General features: G+C 43.8%; 10 protein-coding genes and 1 tRNA gene. 3 read left to right on the top strand and 8 right to left on the bottom strand.

Going from position 1 to position 14,500, the window contains the following annotated elements; translation table 11 throughout:
• Window position 1: 1 nt before the first annotated feature.
• The 8 genes from bamA to rimO all read right to left on the bottom strand — a co-directional run bounded on the left by bamA (window position 2) and on the right by rimO (window position 10,669).
• On the bottom strand, window positions 2-2,416 hold the full coding sequence (gene bamA, locus CZ794_RS08145; protein ID WP_087041117.1) for an outer membrane protein assembly factor BamA: 2,415 nt from the start codon (window positions 2,414-2,416) through the stop codon (window positions 2-4).
• A 261-nt stretch (window positions 2,417-2,677) separates the two neighbouring features.
• Window positions 2,678-4,054, bottom strand: coding sequence for an RIP metalloprotease RseP (gene rseP / locus CZ794_RS08140; RefSeq protein WP_087041116.1), 1,377 nt, complete (start codon window positions 4,052-4,054; stop codon window positions 2,678-2,680).
• A 33-nt stretch (window positions 4,055-4,087) separates the two neighbouring features.
• Entirely contained in the window at window positions 4,088-5,290 is a 1,203-nt protein-coding gene (ispC, locus tag CZ794_RS08135) for a 1-deoxy-D-xylulose-5-phosphate reductoisomerase (protein ID WP_179207276.1), read from the bottom strand.
• Between the two features lie 99 nt (window positions 5,291-5,389).
• Entirely contained in the window at window positions 5,390-6,199 is an 810-nt protein-coding gene (locus tag CZ794_RS08130; protein ID WP_087041114.1) for a phosphatidate cytidylyltransferase, read from the bottom strand.
• 252 nt (window positions 6,200-6,451) lie between these two features.
• Window positions 6,452-7,210 carry a polyprenyl diphosphate synthase gene (gene uppS / locus CZ794_RS08125; RefSeq protein ID WP_087041113.1) on the bottom strand — a complete coding sequence of 253 codons (759 nt, stop codon included), beginning with the start codon at window positions 7,208-7,210 and terminating at the stop codon, window positions 6,452-6,454.
• 331 nt (window positions 7,211-7,541) lie between these two features.
• Entirely contained in the window at window positions 7,542-8,096 is a 555-nt protein-coding gene (gene frr / locus CZ794_RS08120; RefSeq protein ID WP_087041112.1) for a ribosome recycling factor, read from the bottom strand.
• A gap of 96 nt (window positions 8,097-8,192) precedes the next feature.
• On the bottom strand, window positions 8,193-8,918 hold the full coding sequence (gene pyrH, locus CZ794_RS08115) for a UMP kinase (protein WP_087041111.1): 726 nt from the start codon (window positions 8,916-8,918) through the stop codon (window positions 8,193-8,195).
• 170 nt (window positions 8,919-9,088) lie between these two features.
• Window positions 9,089-10,669 carry a 30S ribosomal protein S12 methylthiotransferase RimO gene (rimO, locus tag CZ794_RS08110; protein WP_087041110.1) on the bottom strand — a complete coding sequence of 527 codons (1,581 nt, stop codon included), beginning with the start codon at window positions 10,667-10,669 and terminating at the stop codon, window positions 9,089-9,091.
• A 148-nt stretch (window positions 10,670-10,817) separates the two neighbouring features.
• On the opposite strand from rimO, the gene CZ794_RS08105 reads away from it, so the two are divergent.
• From CZ794_RS08105 to CZ794_RS08095, 3 genes are all read left to right on the top strand, one after another.
• The gene (locus CZ794_RS08105) at window positions 10,818-12,179 is read left to right on the top strand and encodes a nitrogen regulation protein NR(II) (RefSeq protein ID WP_087041109.1); all 1,362 of its coding nucleotides are present in this window, start codon (window positions 10,818-10,820) and stop codon (window positions 12,177-12,179) included.
• A 112-nt stretch (window positions 12,180-12,291) separates the two neighbouring features.
• Window positions 12,292-14,145 (top strand): sigma 54-interacting transcriptional regulator, encoded by a 1,854-nt coding sequence (locus CZ794_RS08100; RefSeq protein WP_087041108.1) that lies wholly within the window; start codon window positions 12,292-12,294, stop codon window positions 14,143-14,145.
• Between the two features lie 240 nt (window positions 14,146-14,385).
• Window positions 14,386-14,470 (top strand) — tRNA-Leu (locus CZ794_RS08095).
• Window positions 14,471-14,500: the final 30 nt, after the last annotated feature.

Raw genomic sequence — 14,500 nt, 5'->3', positions numbered from 1 at the left:
GTTAGAAAGTATTACCGATTTGGAACTGAACTTTCTCAGTTTCATCACCGTCTTTATCACCGATAGGCATTGCATAGCTTAGTGAGATTGGACCAATTGGCGTATACCAAGTCACCCCTGCACCAGCACTAAAACGGAATTTATTGTCTTGCGTCAACAGTGGTACTCCAGTATCAACCCCTGTATTGGGATTGACAAAAGTACGATCTTCTTTATCAGTGGTGTCAAATACCTGACCACCTTCAGCAAACAGTACTGGACGTACTTGGTCTGCCCAATCGCCTTTAAATGGCATCGGCAAAATCAGCTCACTACCGAAGCTAACCAATGCGTTACCGCCAATCTCTTCATCTCTAATTCTATCAAAATTGTTGATAGCATCGGTATAAGCTTTTGATCTAGGACCAAGAGTTGAGGCTTCATAACCACGTACTGAACCATAACCACCAGCATAAAAGTTTTCATAGAATGGTAAATCGTTACCATAGCCTAGCTTGGTATAGCCGCGAGCAACCCAGTCTTTGTAGATTGGATAGTATATATTACCTTGGTAAATAAGCTTTTGATAATTAGCATCACCCAAACCAATGGTGGCATCTACCGTATGGCTCATTCCTTTAGTCGGGAAAACAGGGCGATCTAAAGTACTGTAATCCCATCCTAATAACAAGTTGTAAGTTTGATAATCATTTTTAAAGCCAGTACGACCTTCAAATTCGCCTGTGAAGTCTTCAAACGAACCACCATCATCTAGTAGCTGCTGTACGTTTGACACGCCTAGGAAACGACCACCACGGATTGAGGTATTATCAACATTGATACCTGCGCTTACACGCTTGGTTTCGTCAACAGGATAGCTATAATTCAAGGTAGCACCGTACGAATCAGTAACGTATTCACTCACGTTTCTATCATCGAATTTAGTCTCACGATAATAAGCACTTAGACCTTGTGATACACCATTTTCGGTAAAATACGGGTCAGTATAGCCCAAGCTATAAGAGTCACGCGTCTCTGAACGTGATAATGCGGCTTTAACACGGTTACCTGTGCCCATAAAGTTATTTTGGGTCAGATCCAACTGGAACGTAACACCGCCACTTTGTGAGTAGCCAGCTGCAATCGTCGAGCTGCCAGAAGGTTGCTCTTCAACAGTATAGCTAACATCAACTTGGTCTGGCTGATTAGGGACAGGTTTTACATCCACATTGACAGCTTTGAAGAAACCTGTACGCATCAAACGAGTACGTGACAATTGAATCTTATCGTTAGAAGCCAATGCGCCTTCTAATTGACGCATCTCACGGCGTAGTACTTCATCTTGGGTTTTGATGTTACCGGTAAAATTAATACGGCGAACATAAATTGGACGTGCAGGATCGATAAAATAATCGACGTCAACCACTTTGGTATCATCATTGATACGTGGCACTGGTCTAACCTGAGCTAAGTAATAGCCTTCATTACCATAACGGCTCTTAAGTGCAGCGGTCGTCTCATCCAATTTTGCTTGTGAATACTTCTCATTAGGGGCAAAAGTGACCAAATCTTTTAGCTCATTGGTATCAAATGTTGGTTTGCCTAAGAAGTTTGTTTCGCCAAATTGGTACTGCTCGCCTTCGCTCAGACTAACTTCAATAAAGACATTTTTTTTGTCTTCACTGATATTGAGGACGGCATTGTCAACTGCGAAACGTACGTACCCGTCGTTTTGATACAGCGCTTTTAGATTCTCTAAGCTTGCTGCCAGCTTTTCTTTCGCATAACGATCAGACTTAGACAGTAGACGTGTCCAAGAGGACTCTTTGACAGCAAAAACATCTTTAATTTCTTCGTCACTAAAGTGCTTGTTGCCAATAACGTTGATATCCACCACTTTAGCAGGCTTGCCTTCAATAAAGCGCACATCAAGCTTCACTCGATTACCATCAAGTAGGGTTTGGTCAACCTCAATATTACTATTGTAATAACCTTGGCTGATATACTGCTGCTGTAGCTCATTGGCAACACCTTGCAAAGTAGCTTGTTTTAGCACTTTACCAGTAGCCAGGCCAGCATTGTCTAGACCTTGCTGAAGTCCTTCTTTTGGAATGAGCTTATTGCCTTCAAAATTTACCTCAGCAATGGTTGGACGCTCAACGACATCAAATCGTAGCTGCCCCCCTTCCACACGGCTTTGAATATCGGCAAAGTTTTCGGTCGCATATAGCGCCTTAATACTGGCCGCCAAACTACTGTCATTAACCGTATCCCCTACCGAAATAGGTAGAACCGGATAGAGGCTATCTGGGGTTAAGCGTTGTAGACCATTAAAACCGATGTCAGTTACCACAAACTCGGCAGCCTGTGCTGGCATGCTCATCATCGCTACAACTAACGGCAACCCTGCCGCGCTCATAAATAAAGGCGTACGCATAAACACTATCCGTCAATAAAAAACTTGCTTAAGTTAAGTTAAAAAGCGCCTGTTGTCTAGTCCACTGCATGTCACATTCAAATGATACATGGGAGACTCAGAACACTTTATATAAAATGCATCACAAAATAAACTAAAAATTACGATTAGTACAGAGGTCCTGATATAAAGCTATTTGTCTGTCACATGAATAATGACAACACAATTGAGGTAAAGCCATTATTATATCTCCTCTGATGAAGGGTATGGAGGAATAATTAATCAAAACAGACGACTGATATCATTACCAATTGCTAACACCATGAAACCTGCCAGCAAGAGTAAGCCGATATTCAACCCTACCATTTGTACGCCTTCTGAAAGTGGCTTGCCGCGTATCAGTTCAATAAAATGATAGACAATATGTCCACCATCCAGCACTGGAATGGGCAAAAGGTTCAATACCGCAAGGCTCAAACTGATCAAAGCTGCGGTAGATAACACCATCTCCCAGCTGATATCAAAGCTTTGTTTGGCAACTTTGGCAATGGTAATTGGACCTGATAAATTGTCTAATCCAATCATACCTGACAGCATTTTACCCATCGAGCTCACTGTCATGACAGCCAACTGCTCAGTCTTCTCAAAAGACTTGATCAGTGACTCACCAGGACCATATACCACGGTCGTCTTATAAGCATCAGGAATAACAATCTCAGATTGCTCCACCATAGCACCAATCTGACCATAATCGTTACCTAAATTGTCTTTTTTACCCTGTGGCATAATCTGTAATTGAACCGACTGACCATCACGCAATACCGTAAAATTAAGCAACTTTTCTGGACTATCACGAATAATACGAGTCGCACTGATCCAGTCTTTGATTGGTTCATCATTGATAGCCGTAATGCGATCACCTTTTTGCAGACCTTGACGACTGGCAGCACCGTCGGGGGTCAAGTTGCCAACGATTGGCGCAATATTGGGTTGCCATGGAATCATACCAAAGCTGCTCAGGGCATCTTTACCTTGTGCCGCACCTTGCATAAACTGCTGTATGGGCGCTTGATATGTTTTGGTCGGGCTATCGGCTTTTGTATCTGACTGCAAAGTAACACTCACCTTGTCTGTCTCACCCATACGATCTGCAAGACGATAGTTAATACCTTCCCACGTTTGCACTTCATGGCCATCAATGGCAACAATTTTATCCCCAACCGGAAGCTGTGCAATAGCAGCAGGTGTATCAGGTAAGACTTGTCCAATTCTTGTCGCAAGCTGCTCTGATGGCGTCATAAACAACACCCAAAAAAGCGCAATTGCAATGATAAAGTTCATGAGAGGACCCGCTGCAGTAATCGCAATCTTTTTTAGCGGATGTTGACGATTAAAAGCCAAATGCTGCTCATGTTCTGCGACATTACCTTCACGCTCATCAAGCATTTTGACATAGCCACCAAGCGGTAATGCTGAGATGCGATAATCAATGCCACTCTTCTTACTGGTCCAACCAAAAAGCTTCGGTCCAAAGCCAATAGAATACGTCAGCACCTTCACACCGCAAAGACGCGCTACGATATAGTGACCCCACTCATGTAAAGCAATAAGTGGGCCCAAGACAAATATTGCCGCCAGTAGCGTTAATAAAAATGTCATGCTCTGTTCTCTATTAAATGGCTCATAAAGTAATTATGTCAGATTTTCGATAAGCCTATCAGTATGATGACGCGCTATTTTATCAATTGCCAATATGTCGTCTATGTCGGCATTGTCATTCAATGACGGTACTTGAATCTCAGTGAGGGCTTGTTCATTGATATCAGCAATATCTGTCAAACGAATCTGTCCATTCAAAAATGCCGCTACTGCAACTTCATTGGCTGCATTCAGTACAATCGTTGCGTGTGTCCCTGCTTGCATGGCTTGGCGAGCAAGGCGCAAACAGGCGAATTTCTGTAAGTCAGGTTCAATAAATTCTAATCCGCTGAGTGCATACAGATCCAACGGCTGCGAGCCACTATCCATACGCTTGGGATAGCTGAGCGCATGCGCAATTGGCGTCTTCATATCTGGACTGCCGAGCTGTGCCAAAAAGCTGCCATCGCTATATTCTACCATTGAGTGAATGATACTTTGTGGATGAATCACCACATTTATCTTATCTTCAGGCAGATTGAATAAATGACACGCTTCGATTAACTCTAGACCTTTATTCATCATCGTGGCAGAGTCAACCGATATTTTTTGACCCATTGACCAGTTTGGATGTTTGACGGCTTCAGCAACGCTTGCCTGTTGCATTTGTTCAAATGATTGTTGCAAAAACGGCCCACCAGATGCCGTTAGCCAAAGCTTGCGTACCCCATGATCTTTTTGGTGAATTTGGGTATTGTCTTGTTGAATCGCAAGCGGCAAACATTGAAAAATAGCATTGTGCTCAGAATCAAGTGGTAGCAAGGTCGCATTATTTGCCTTGACCGCATCGATCATTACTTGACCTGCCATCACCAACGCTTCTTTGTTGGCTAGCAAGATACGCTTGCCTGCACGGGCAGCGGCCAAAGTAGAAGGAAGGCCTGCTGCGCCCATAATAGCGGCTATCACCGTATCGGTCTGGGAGTCTTTGGCAATTTCTACCAGCCCCGCCTCGCCGCCGACCACATCAATATTTAAGCCTGCCGCACTGAGACGACGAGCAAAATCATCTACCGCTGTCAGCGGCACACTGACACGCTTTGGCAAAAACTGCTGGCAGAGCGTGAATAACTTGTCTAAACGGTGATGACCTGACAATGCATAGACGTCATAATGCTGTGGTTGCGCCGCTAAGATTGCAAGCGTGCTATCACCAATTGAACCTGTCGCGCCTAAGACGGCGATGCGTTGCGTCATAACCAATGGTGCCTATATATAAAGAGTACAGAATATAAAAAGTATGGAGGTAAGCGATACGGTAAATACAAAACAGACCAGTACAAAGACGTTTTAGCTTTATACAACCATCAAACCAAAATGTTGTATCGCCCAAAAGCCAAAGGCAAATATTGGCGTGGCAGACAATAATGAATCAATACGATCAAGCACGCCGCCGTGCCCAGGTAGTATGGTTCCTGAATCTTTTACTTTGGCACGACGCTTTAGCATTGATTCAAACAAATCGCCCAGTACGGAGGCCAAAATGGTTAGCGCGGACAGTACCACAAAAGCAACCAAAGGCACACCTGTCAGGTGCAGCTTAAAGACACTAATGGCCACAACGACTAGCAAACCTGTCACTAGGCCACCTGCAAGCCCTTCCATACTTTTATTGGGTGAGACATTTGGAGCCATTTTTCGGCGACCAAACTTACGCCCAACAAAATACGCACCACTATCGGCACACCATACCAATAAAAATACATACAACAGCCACCATGCCGACAACTGCCATAAGTAAAACATGGCTGTGATGGATGCCGTCAATATCACAGCGCCCATCAATGCCAGCTTTTTACCATACCAGTTGGTATGTGTCGGAAAGGCATTTACCCAAGACAATGCCATTAGCCATATCGCAATGGCAGCAATCCACCAAAACAACCAAGTCACTTTAAACAGTAACGACACCGATGTCAGTAACAGTACTAATAATACAAAAACTGGTGGCTGACGCCATGCGGGCATCAGCTTGGTCCACTCGTGAGCAGCAATAATGACGCCAATGGCTAATAGCGGCGCAAATAAAATAGGAGTTTGGCTCGCAAACATTGCAATACCAACGATAATAACGAGAATAATTGCCGTTTTAATTCGTTGCCACATACTTATTGAGCCTTATAATAATGAAAAACGCATGAACAAAAGGTGCATTATAGCAGTCAATATACAATCATTTTTTAATAGCAATTGACCTTAATGAAAGTATTGATTATTTCACAAACACCGCTTATTAACTACTAATCGCATATTGGCTTTGTAAAAGAGTTATTTATGAGATGCTTATTTATAAAAGCACCTGTTTATAAAAGTACTTACTTATAAAAGCACTGATAAATCCTCAAAAGCGTCACGACATTAACGAGGCTGCTGCTCTATCACTATTTGTTCGCTGGTTTTACCAAAGCGGCGTTGACGCTGAGCGAATTCGGTTACCATAGTAGACAGCTCCTCCGCCCCAAAGTTTGGCCACAACGTTTGGGTAAAAAACAGCTCTGCATAAGCAGATTGCCACAATAAAAAATTGGAGAGGCGATACTCACCGCCCGTCCGTATCAACATGTCTACCGCTGGCCCATCTGCCAACTGCACATACTCACCAAGCCGCTCTTCGTTGACTTCTTCAGCCTGTAACTGTCCTGCTTGGACTTGCTTGGCCAGCTGTTTTGCAGCATGGGCAATATCCCACTGTCCACCATAACTGATAGCAATGACCAACGTCATGGCTTCAAAGTTTGCTGTTTTTTCTTCTGCATCCGCCATCAATGCCTGCAAACTATCGCTGAGCTGACTGCGATCACCAATAAAACGTAAGCGAATACGGTACTCATTCATACGCGGTATTTGCTCATAGATGGTTGATGATAGCAGCTGCATGAGCAGTGCCACTTCGCTGGGCGGGCGTTGCCAGTTTTCGCTAGAAAAGGCAAATACAGTCAGTACTTCGATACCTGTTTCGACGCAATACTCAACAATAGGATCTAAGGCATCTTTGCCAGCGACATGTCCTTGACCTTTTGCCAAATCATTGGCTTTACCATAACGATTATTACCATCCATAATAATGGCGATATGGCGTGGAAGAATGTCAGGAGCCAAAAAAACTGAAGAGGACATAAGAAAACTTGCTTATTGTTGAAGTAAGATAATAATAACGTGGACTGGCGCCGTTAAAAAGCGCCATACGGACAATTCATGAACTTATCATAAATGCCTCATTAGAGCATATATGTCTATCATCGATAAGATATGATGGGCCAAGTATTCAAAAACACGTTTGCTGATGCGTTGAGTAAGATCAAAAAGTCATGCTGACATGATAGTATCAAACAGTATGCTATCAAACAGTCGACACAATAATAAGCAGCCAATAGCACTCGCACATTGGCTGCTTAACGGTAGAAATATTACTCAACGGGTTATGTCAAAAATAATAAGCTGACCCGTTTTATACTTCCATCAAATCGCTTTCTTTTTTGCTCAGACGACTATCGATGGTATCGATATACTTGTCAGTGATTTTTTGAATATCGTCACTGGCGCGGCGCTCATCATCTTCTGAGATTTCTTTTTCTTTTGCCAACTCTTTGATGTCATTCATCATATCACGGCGAATATTACGAATAGAAACACGGCTGCTCTCAGCTTCTCCGCGGGCAAGTTTTTGCATGTCGCGGCGTGTGTCTTCTGTCAACGCTGGCATTGGTACACGAATCACGTCAGCTGTCATTGGGTTCAGACCCAAATCTGCTTCACGAATCGCTTTGTCTACCGCTTGTACCATGGTGCGGTCAAATGGCTGGACCAATAGCGTGCGCGAATCTTCTACGTTTACGCTAGCAACTTGGTTCAATGGCGTAGGTGCGCCATAATAACTGACCATCACACCAGATAACATACCTGGATGTGCACGGCCAGTACGTACTTTACTAAAGGTACTCTCAAGCGCTTCTAGCGTTTTTTGCATGCGCGCTTCGCCGTCTTGCTTAATCTCTTTAATCATCATGTATCCTTATTTATCGCTACCGACAAATCATTCATTATTGTTGGTTATAAAAAGTTATTTGGGTATTTATTACAACAAGAGTCATCACTCGTATTAATGATAAACGCGCGTGCCTTCATTTTCGCCCATAATGACATTCAATAAAGCATTGGGCTTATTCATATCAAATACTTGTAGCGGTACATTGTGCTCACGGCATAAGGCAATGGCGGTCAAATCCATCACGCCCAATTTTTGCTCTAACACTTCATCAAACGTTAAGCCGTCGTACTTTTTGGCATCAGAATGTAGACTTGGGTCTTTATCATAAACGCCATCTACTTTGGTCGCTTTTAAAATGAGACCCGCTTCAATTTCAATGCCGCGTAAGCAAGCAGCGGTATCAGTAGTAAAAAATGGGTTGCCTGTGCCTGCCACAAAAATGCAAACTTCGCCGTTTTTAAGATAGCGAATCGCATTACGACTGCTATAGCTTTCAGTAACTTCACCGATTGGCAATGCTGACATCAAACGCGTCTTGATATTACGACGCTCAAGGGCATCACGCATGGCAAGTCCATTCATGACTGTCGCGAGCATACCCATTTGATCACCTGTCACACGGCCAACCAAGCCTTCTTTTTGCAACTGTGCGCCGCGATACAAGTTACCGCCACCAACGACGATGCCAACTTGCACGCCAAGTCCGCGCAAGTGGGCGATGGATAAGCTCATTTTATCGAGTACTTCGGTATCAATACCCATGTCTTTACTGCCGGCCAAAGCTTCACCAGAGAGTTTCAACAAGATACGGGAGTAACGTGGATTTTTGTCAGACATGAGGTCACCTTGTTAGTATTAAATTATAATTACAATCATGGGTAAAGTACAAATAGCGTCTGCCCGCAACGCCATACTGGCTGATGGCATATGAAGCAGGCTAAATTGCGCTAATTGTAGCAAAAACTGCCCGCCCTTGGGCAATTTTCACTCGCATATTATAGTCAGTGTTAACCTTGATAACTGGCAAATAAGTCATATTCACTTGCATCATCAATAGTGACTGTTAGGAATTGACCCACTTTTACCTGATCGGTAATATCATCCACATAGACATGGCCATCAATCTCTGGCGCATCAGCGTAGCTACGGCAAATCGCGATATTTTCGTCGCTATCAATCTCGTCAACCAATACCATCAAGGTCTTGCCAACTTTCTCTTGTAGCTTTTGTGCCGATATCTCTTGCTGTAATGCCATTAAGCGCTCATAACGAGATTGCTTAATCGCCTCAGGTACATGATTTGGCAAATCATTGGCAACGGCACCTTCGACTTCAGAATACGTAAACGCACCAACGCGATCGAGACGGGCTTCGACCAGCCAATCAAGCAAACACTGGAAATCTTCTTCTGTTTCGCCAGGGAAGCCGACGACGAAGGTTGAACGAATCACGATATCTGGACAAATCTCACGCCATGCTTTGATGCGTGCCAACGTATTTTCGCTATGGGCAGGACGTTTCATGGCTTTTAAAATGCTGTGACTGGCATGCTGGAACGGAATATCCAAATACGGCAACAGCTTTTTTTCGCCCATCAGCTCAACAACTTTGTCTACATGCGGATAAGGATAGACATAATGCAAGCGCACCCAAATTCCTAAGTCGTTCAAAGCTTGGCACAAGTCATAAAACTTAGACTTTAGTGGCATACCATTCCAAAAGCTGGTCTTATACTTTAAGTCGAGACCGTAGGCAGAGGTATCTTGTGAAATGATCAACAGCTCTTTCACGCCTGCTTTTTTAAGTGCTAACGCTTCATTCATGACATTGTCAATCGGACGCGAGACCAAATCACCACGTAAGCTTGGAATGATACAGAAGGTACAACGGTGGTTACATCCTTCAGAAATCTTTAGGTAAGCGTAATGACTTGGCGTTAATTTTATGCCTGCTTCATTGATCAAATCTATTTTTGGGTCATAGTTGGCATCCAAGCTGCGATTGGGGCGAGGCACGTGCTGCGCCACTGCAGTAATGACTTCATCATAAGCATGAGCACCCGTCACAGCGAGCACAGCTGGATGCATTTCACGGATTTTTTCTGCTTCTTTGCCAAGACAGCCTGTGACAATCACTTTACCGTTTTTACTAATGGCTTCACCAATGGCGTCAAGCGATTCTTGTACTGCGGATTCAATAAAACCACATGTATTGACCACGACCAAATCTGCACCGTCATAGTCGCTTGCAACTTGGTAACCATCACGGCTAAGCTCTGTAATAATGCGCTCACTGTCTACCAGTGCCTTTGGGCAACCTAGCGATACAAAACCAATCTTTGGTGCGGCGCTCACTGGCGCATGAGCCGTTGCTGCCGTCGAGGCGGCGTCACTGCTTTGCACAATACTACGGTTTTGGTTGTGATTGGCTTTATGATGGTAAGGTTGGCTACTGTCTGACGACCCTTGCGCTTGTGCCATCGTAGGCTTAGCAGGATTGAATATAGTGGCTGTATTATTAGGAGCAGTAGACGCTGACGGTGAGGTGATCGTAGTCGTATTTACCGACTCGGTAGAAGTTTTGGACATGGCTGACCTTGCTTGAGATAATTGGCTGTGCGCATTGTACGTTTTTTTTGCAAAAATCGCCAGTTTTGCCGCTCTATACTGTTGATTTGTGGTTAAATATTATATCAAGCCCTTTTTAATTTATGCAGCACTTCATTAGGCATTATCTATGACAAGCGATTTGACCCAAGCAAAACTGACACCTGACTTAGCGTTTTTATCACAGCATTTGTTTACGTCTATTTTATGGGTCAATGATGCACTGTCTATTATTTGGTTAAATGCGCAAGCTGAACAGTTACTTGCGATCAGTAGTGGCAGATTGCTCAACCAGTCTATATTGACATTATTGGTTACAGAGGATTCAACGTCAAAAGATCATACTTCAATTGAAGATCAAGAAGGTGAACCCACTTGCTCTTTGACCGAGCGTTTTACGCAGGCAAAGCATTATCAGCAGCCTTTTATCGATCACGATCACATGATAAATACGCCTTTAAATGGTAATTTGCCGTTGTCAGTCGACTATAGCGTAACGCCTGTTATCTATGAACAGCAGCATTACTTTATCATTGAGATGTGGGGTAAGGATCGCCAAAGCCGTATCTCAGAAGAACAACGCCAGCAGCAACAATATAGCGTCGCTCGAAATATGCTACGCTCGGTCGCACATGAAATCAAAAATCCGCTTGCTGGTATTCGCGGTGCGGCGCAATTGCTACAGCGAAAATTCATCACCTTTAGTGACACCGCTACTTTCAGTTCTCAATTGTCTGATACTACTGCTCAATCGACCCCTGTATTGAGTCCCAATCACAATTTGCAAAAAACTGCGGAAAAACTTCGCAACTATACTGATATTATTATTTCGGAAACGGATCGTTTGACGCATCTTATTGGGCAATTTCTTGGCTCGAATCAGCTGCCTAATTGGCAGGTACTGAATATCCATGAACCATTGGAACACGTCATAACCTTAGTGCTTAATCAATATCCAGAAGTCATATTACAACGTGATTATGACTTATCATTACCAGAGTTGCAGGCGGACAAAGATCAGCTGATTCAAGTATTTTTAAATTTGATCAACAATGCTTGCGAGTCCATGACAGAGTTTGCCCAAACATTGCAGCAAAAAGAGTTGGCCGACGCTCAATCTGCAACTTCACAGGCGCACAATAGTAGCAATGATGATTACCAACCGACGTTGCATATTCAAACGCGCGTGGCTTTTCAGCACACCATCAGTGGGCAGCAGCATAAACAAGTACTACAAGTGAACATTACCGATAATGGCTCAGGAATTGATCCAGCACTCATCGGGCAGATATTTTTTCCGATGGTGACCAGCCGTGCAGCAGGGACGGGACTTGGATTGTCCATTGTGCAAGATATTATCAGCCATCATCATGGTATGATTGATGTCAGCTCCACACAATCAAAAAGCTCTCATGGCCGTCTCAACAATAGCCAAGGCCAAACCCGCTTTACGCTTTATCTACCGTTTAACCAACCAATCGTTGAGATGTAAATACGGTTAAAGTTTAAATGGCATTAAATATTAAATGGTATTAAAGCTTAACTCATTGACTCACCACTCAATCACAAACCTGAATCAACTCATTGCTCATTAGGCCTGATACATGACTGACTATAACCACACGCATAACCCTAAAAGCGATAACGACTCATCAAGCGAGCAAAATTTTGATCATCAAACGCCAGACAATCAAGCCTTGAACTCTCAAAAGGCTAACGATCAAAGGGCTAAGGCTCAAACCGAAAAAGTCACCATCAACAATTCTGCTGATAACTACTCTGCCACTTTATGGCTTATTGACGATGATGCTGCCTTGCGTTTGATATTGGCTGATACTTTTGAAGATGCTGGACTGACGGTTATTAGCTTTACACAAGCGCAAGCAGCATGGACACGTCTCAATGATATCTTGCAGCAGCCAGAATCGGCCGAGCCATTGCCAGACGTGATATTGACAGATATTCGCATGCCAATGATGGATGGCTTGTCATTTAGTGATTGGGTAAACCGACATTTTCCTAAGCTTCCCATCGTCATTATGACGGCGCATTCAGACCTGACTTCTGCAATCAACAGCTATCAAACAGGCGCCTTTGAATACCTTCCTAAGCCCTTTGACTTAGACGATGCTGTCGCAACGATTTATAAAGCCATCAATTATCAACCGAACAGATCGACGAACTCCAGTGTCACGGGATCTGATATCGATAACGCTCCTGATAATGCATCCAATAAAGCGGCCACATTAGAGGCAACAACAAAACCTATTAACACCACTCGTCCAGCGGCTAAAACGCATAAACCTGCTCGCAATCAACCTGAGATCAAAGCTGATGCTGATACTCAAGATCAATCCCAAATCCAATCTCAGGCACAAAGTAATCCCAGTGGAATTATTGGGCAATCGCAAGCCATGCAGACCGTGTTTCGTGCCATTGGTAGACTCGCGCACTCACCTATTACCGTCTTGATTACAGGAGAGTCAGGGACAGGTAAAGAATTGGTGGCTAGCGCTTTGCATCAGCATTCACCTCGTAAACAACAACCATTTATCGCTCTTAATATGGCAGCCATTCCGCATGATCTGATTGAATCAGAGTTATTCGGTCATGAAAAAGGTGCTTTTACAGGAGCCACCACAACACGCCAAGGCCGTTTTGAACAAGCAAACGGAGGGACGTTGTTTTTAGATGAAATTGGAGATATGCCGTTTAGCACGCAAACGCGTCTACTGCGGGTATTGGCCAATGGAGAGTTTTATCGAGTAGGTGGACAGCAGCCGGTCAAAGTAGATGTGCGCATCATCGCTGCTACCCATCAAAATCTAGAAGAGCTGGTCAAACTGGGTCGATTCCGTGAGGATCTGTTTTATCGCTTAAATGTCATTCGCCTTCCATTACCGCCTCTGCGCACACGGCGCGAAGATATCCCCGCCCTAGCCACCTATTTTATGCAGCGCGCGGCTGAGCAAATGAATACGACACCTAAGCAGCTGCATCCTGCAACGATGCAGATGATGCAATCTTTTGAATGGCGCGGCAATGTACGCCAACTTGAAAACGTTTGCTTGTGGCTCACTGTCATGGCAACTGGCGATACGGTCATGGTTGATGATCTGCCACCAGAATTGCTTGAGCACAGTCCACTTAAGCCACAACAATCGTCTGCATCGATACAAGAAACCCTACAAGACCCGCTCCACCATGCTGGCGCTGATATTCTGTCTGAAGAATTTGAGAGTCAGAACTGGCAGCAAGCCTTGGCTATTTGGGCTGAGCAGTCACTACAAGAAGGTGAAACTGATATTTTGCAAACGGCAACGCCTGAATTTGAACGCATCCTACTGACAGCCGCCCTTAAACACAGTGGCGGTAAAAAGATAGCCGCTGCTAACCTACTTGGCTGGGGACGTAATACGCTGACACGCAAATTACAGCAATTAGATATTTCGTCATAGCAAAAACCAAATAAATAGGTATTTAAGCCGCAAAATCTTTAAATAAAAATGTTTTTATTATCAATTATTTATAAATGTTTTGAAAAATATTCGTTAAATAATTAAAAATAATCGAAAATAGGGGTTGACCAAAAATTCAAACTCTATATAATAGCCAACCACTGAGACGCACTACCGAATCAGTTAACTGTCTAGATAGCGTTTGAACTTAATCGCTTTTGATGATAGAGTAACGAAAATGGGGCTGTGGCGGAATTGGTAGACGCACCAGATTTAGGTTCTGGCGCCGCAAGGTGTGAGAGTTCGAGTCTCTCCAGCCCCACCATTTTCGGATAGTGATAAAAGTTCTCAAACC

This window comes from Psychrobacter sp. JB385 (assembly GCF_900163785.1).
Taxonomy (GTDB): Bacteria; Pseudomonadota; Gammaproteobacteria; order Pseudomonadales; family Moraxellaceae; genus Psychrobacter.
The sequence above is the reverse complement of the archived record's forward strand: the minus strand, read 5'-3'. Positions and strand labels throughout refer to the sequence as shown.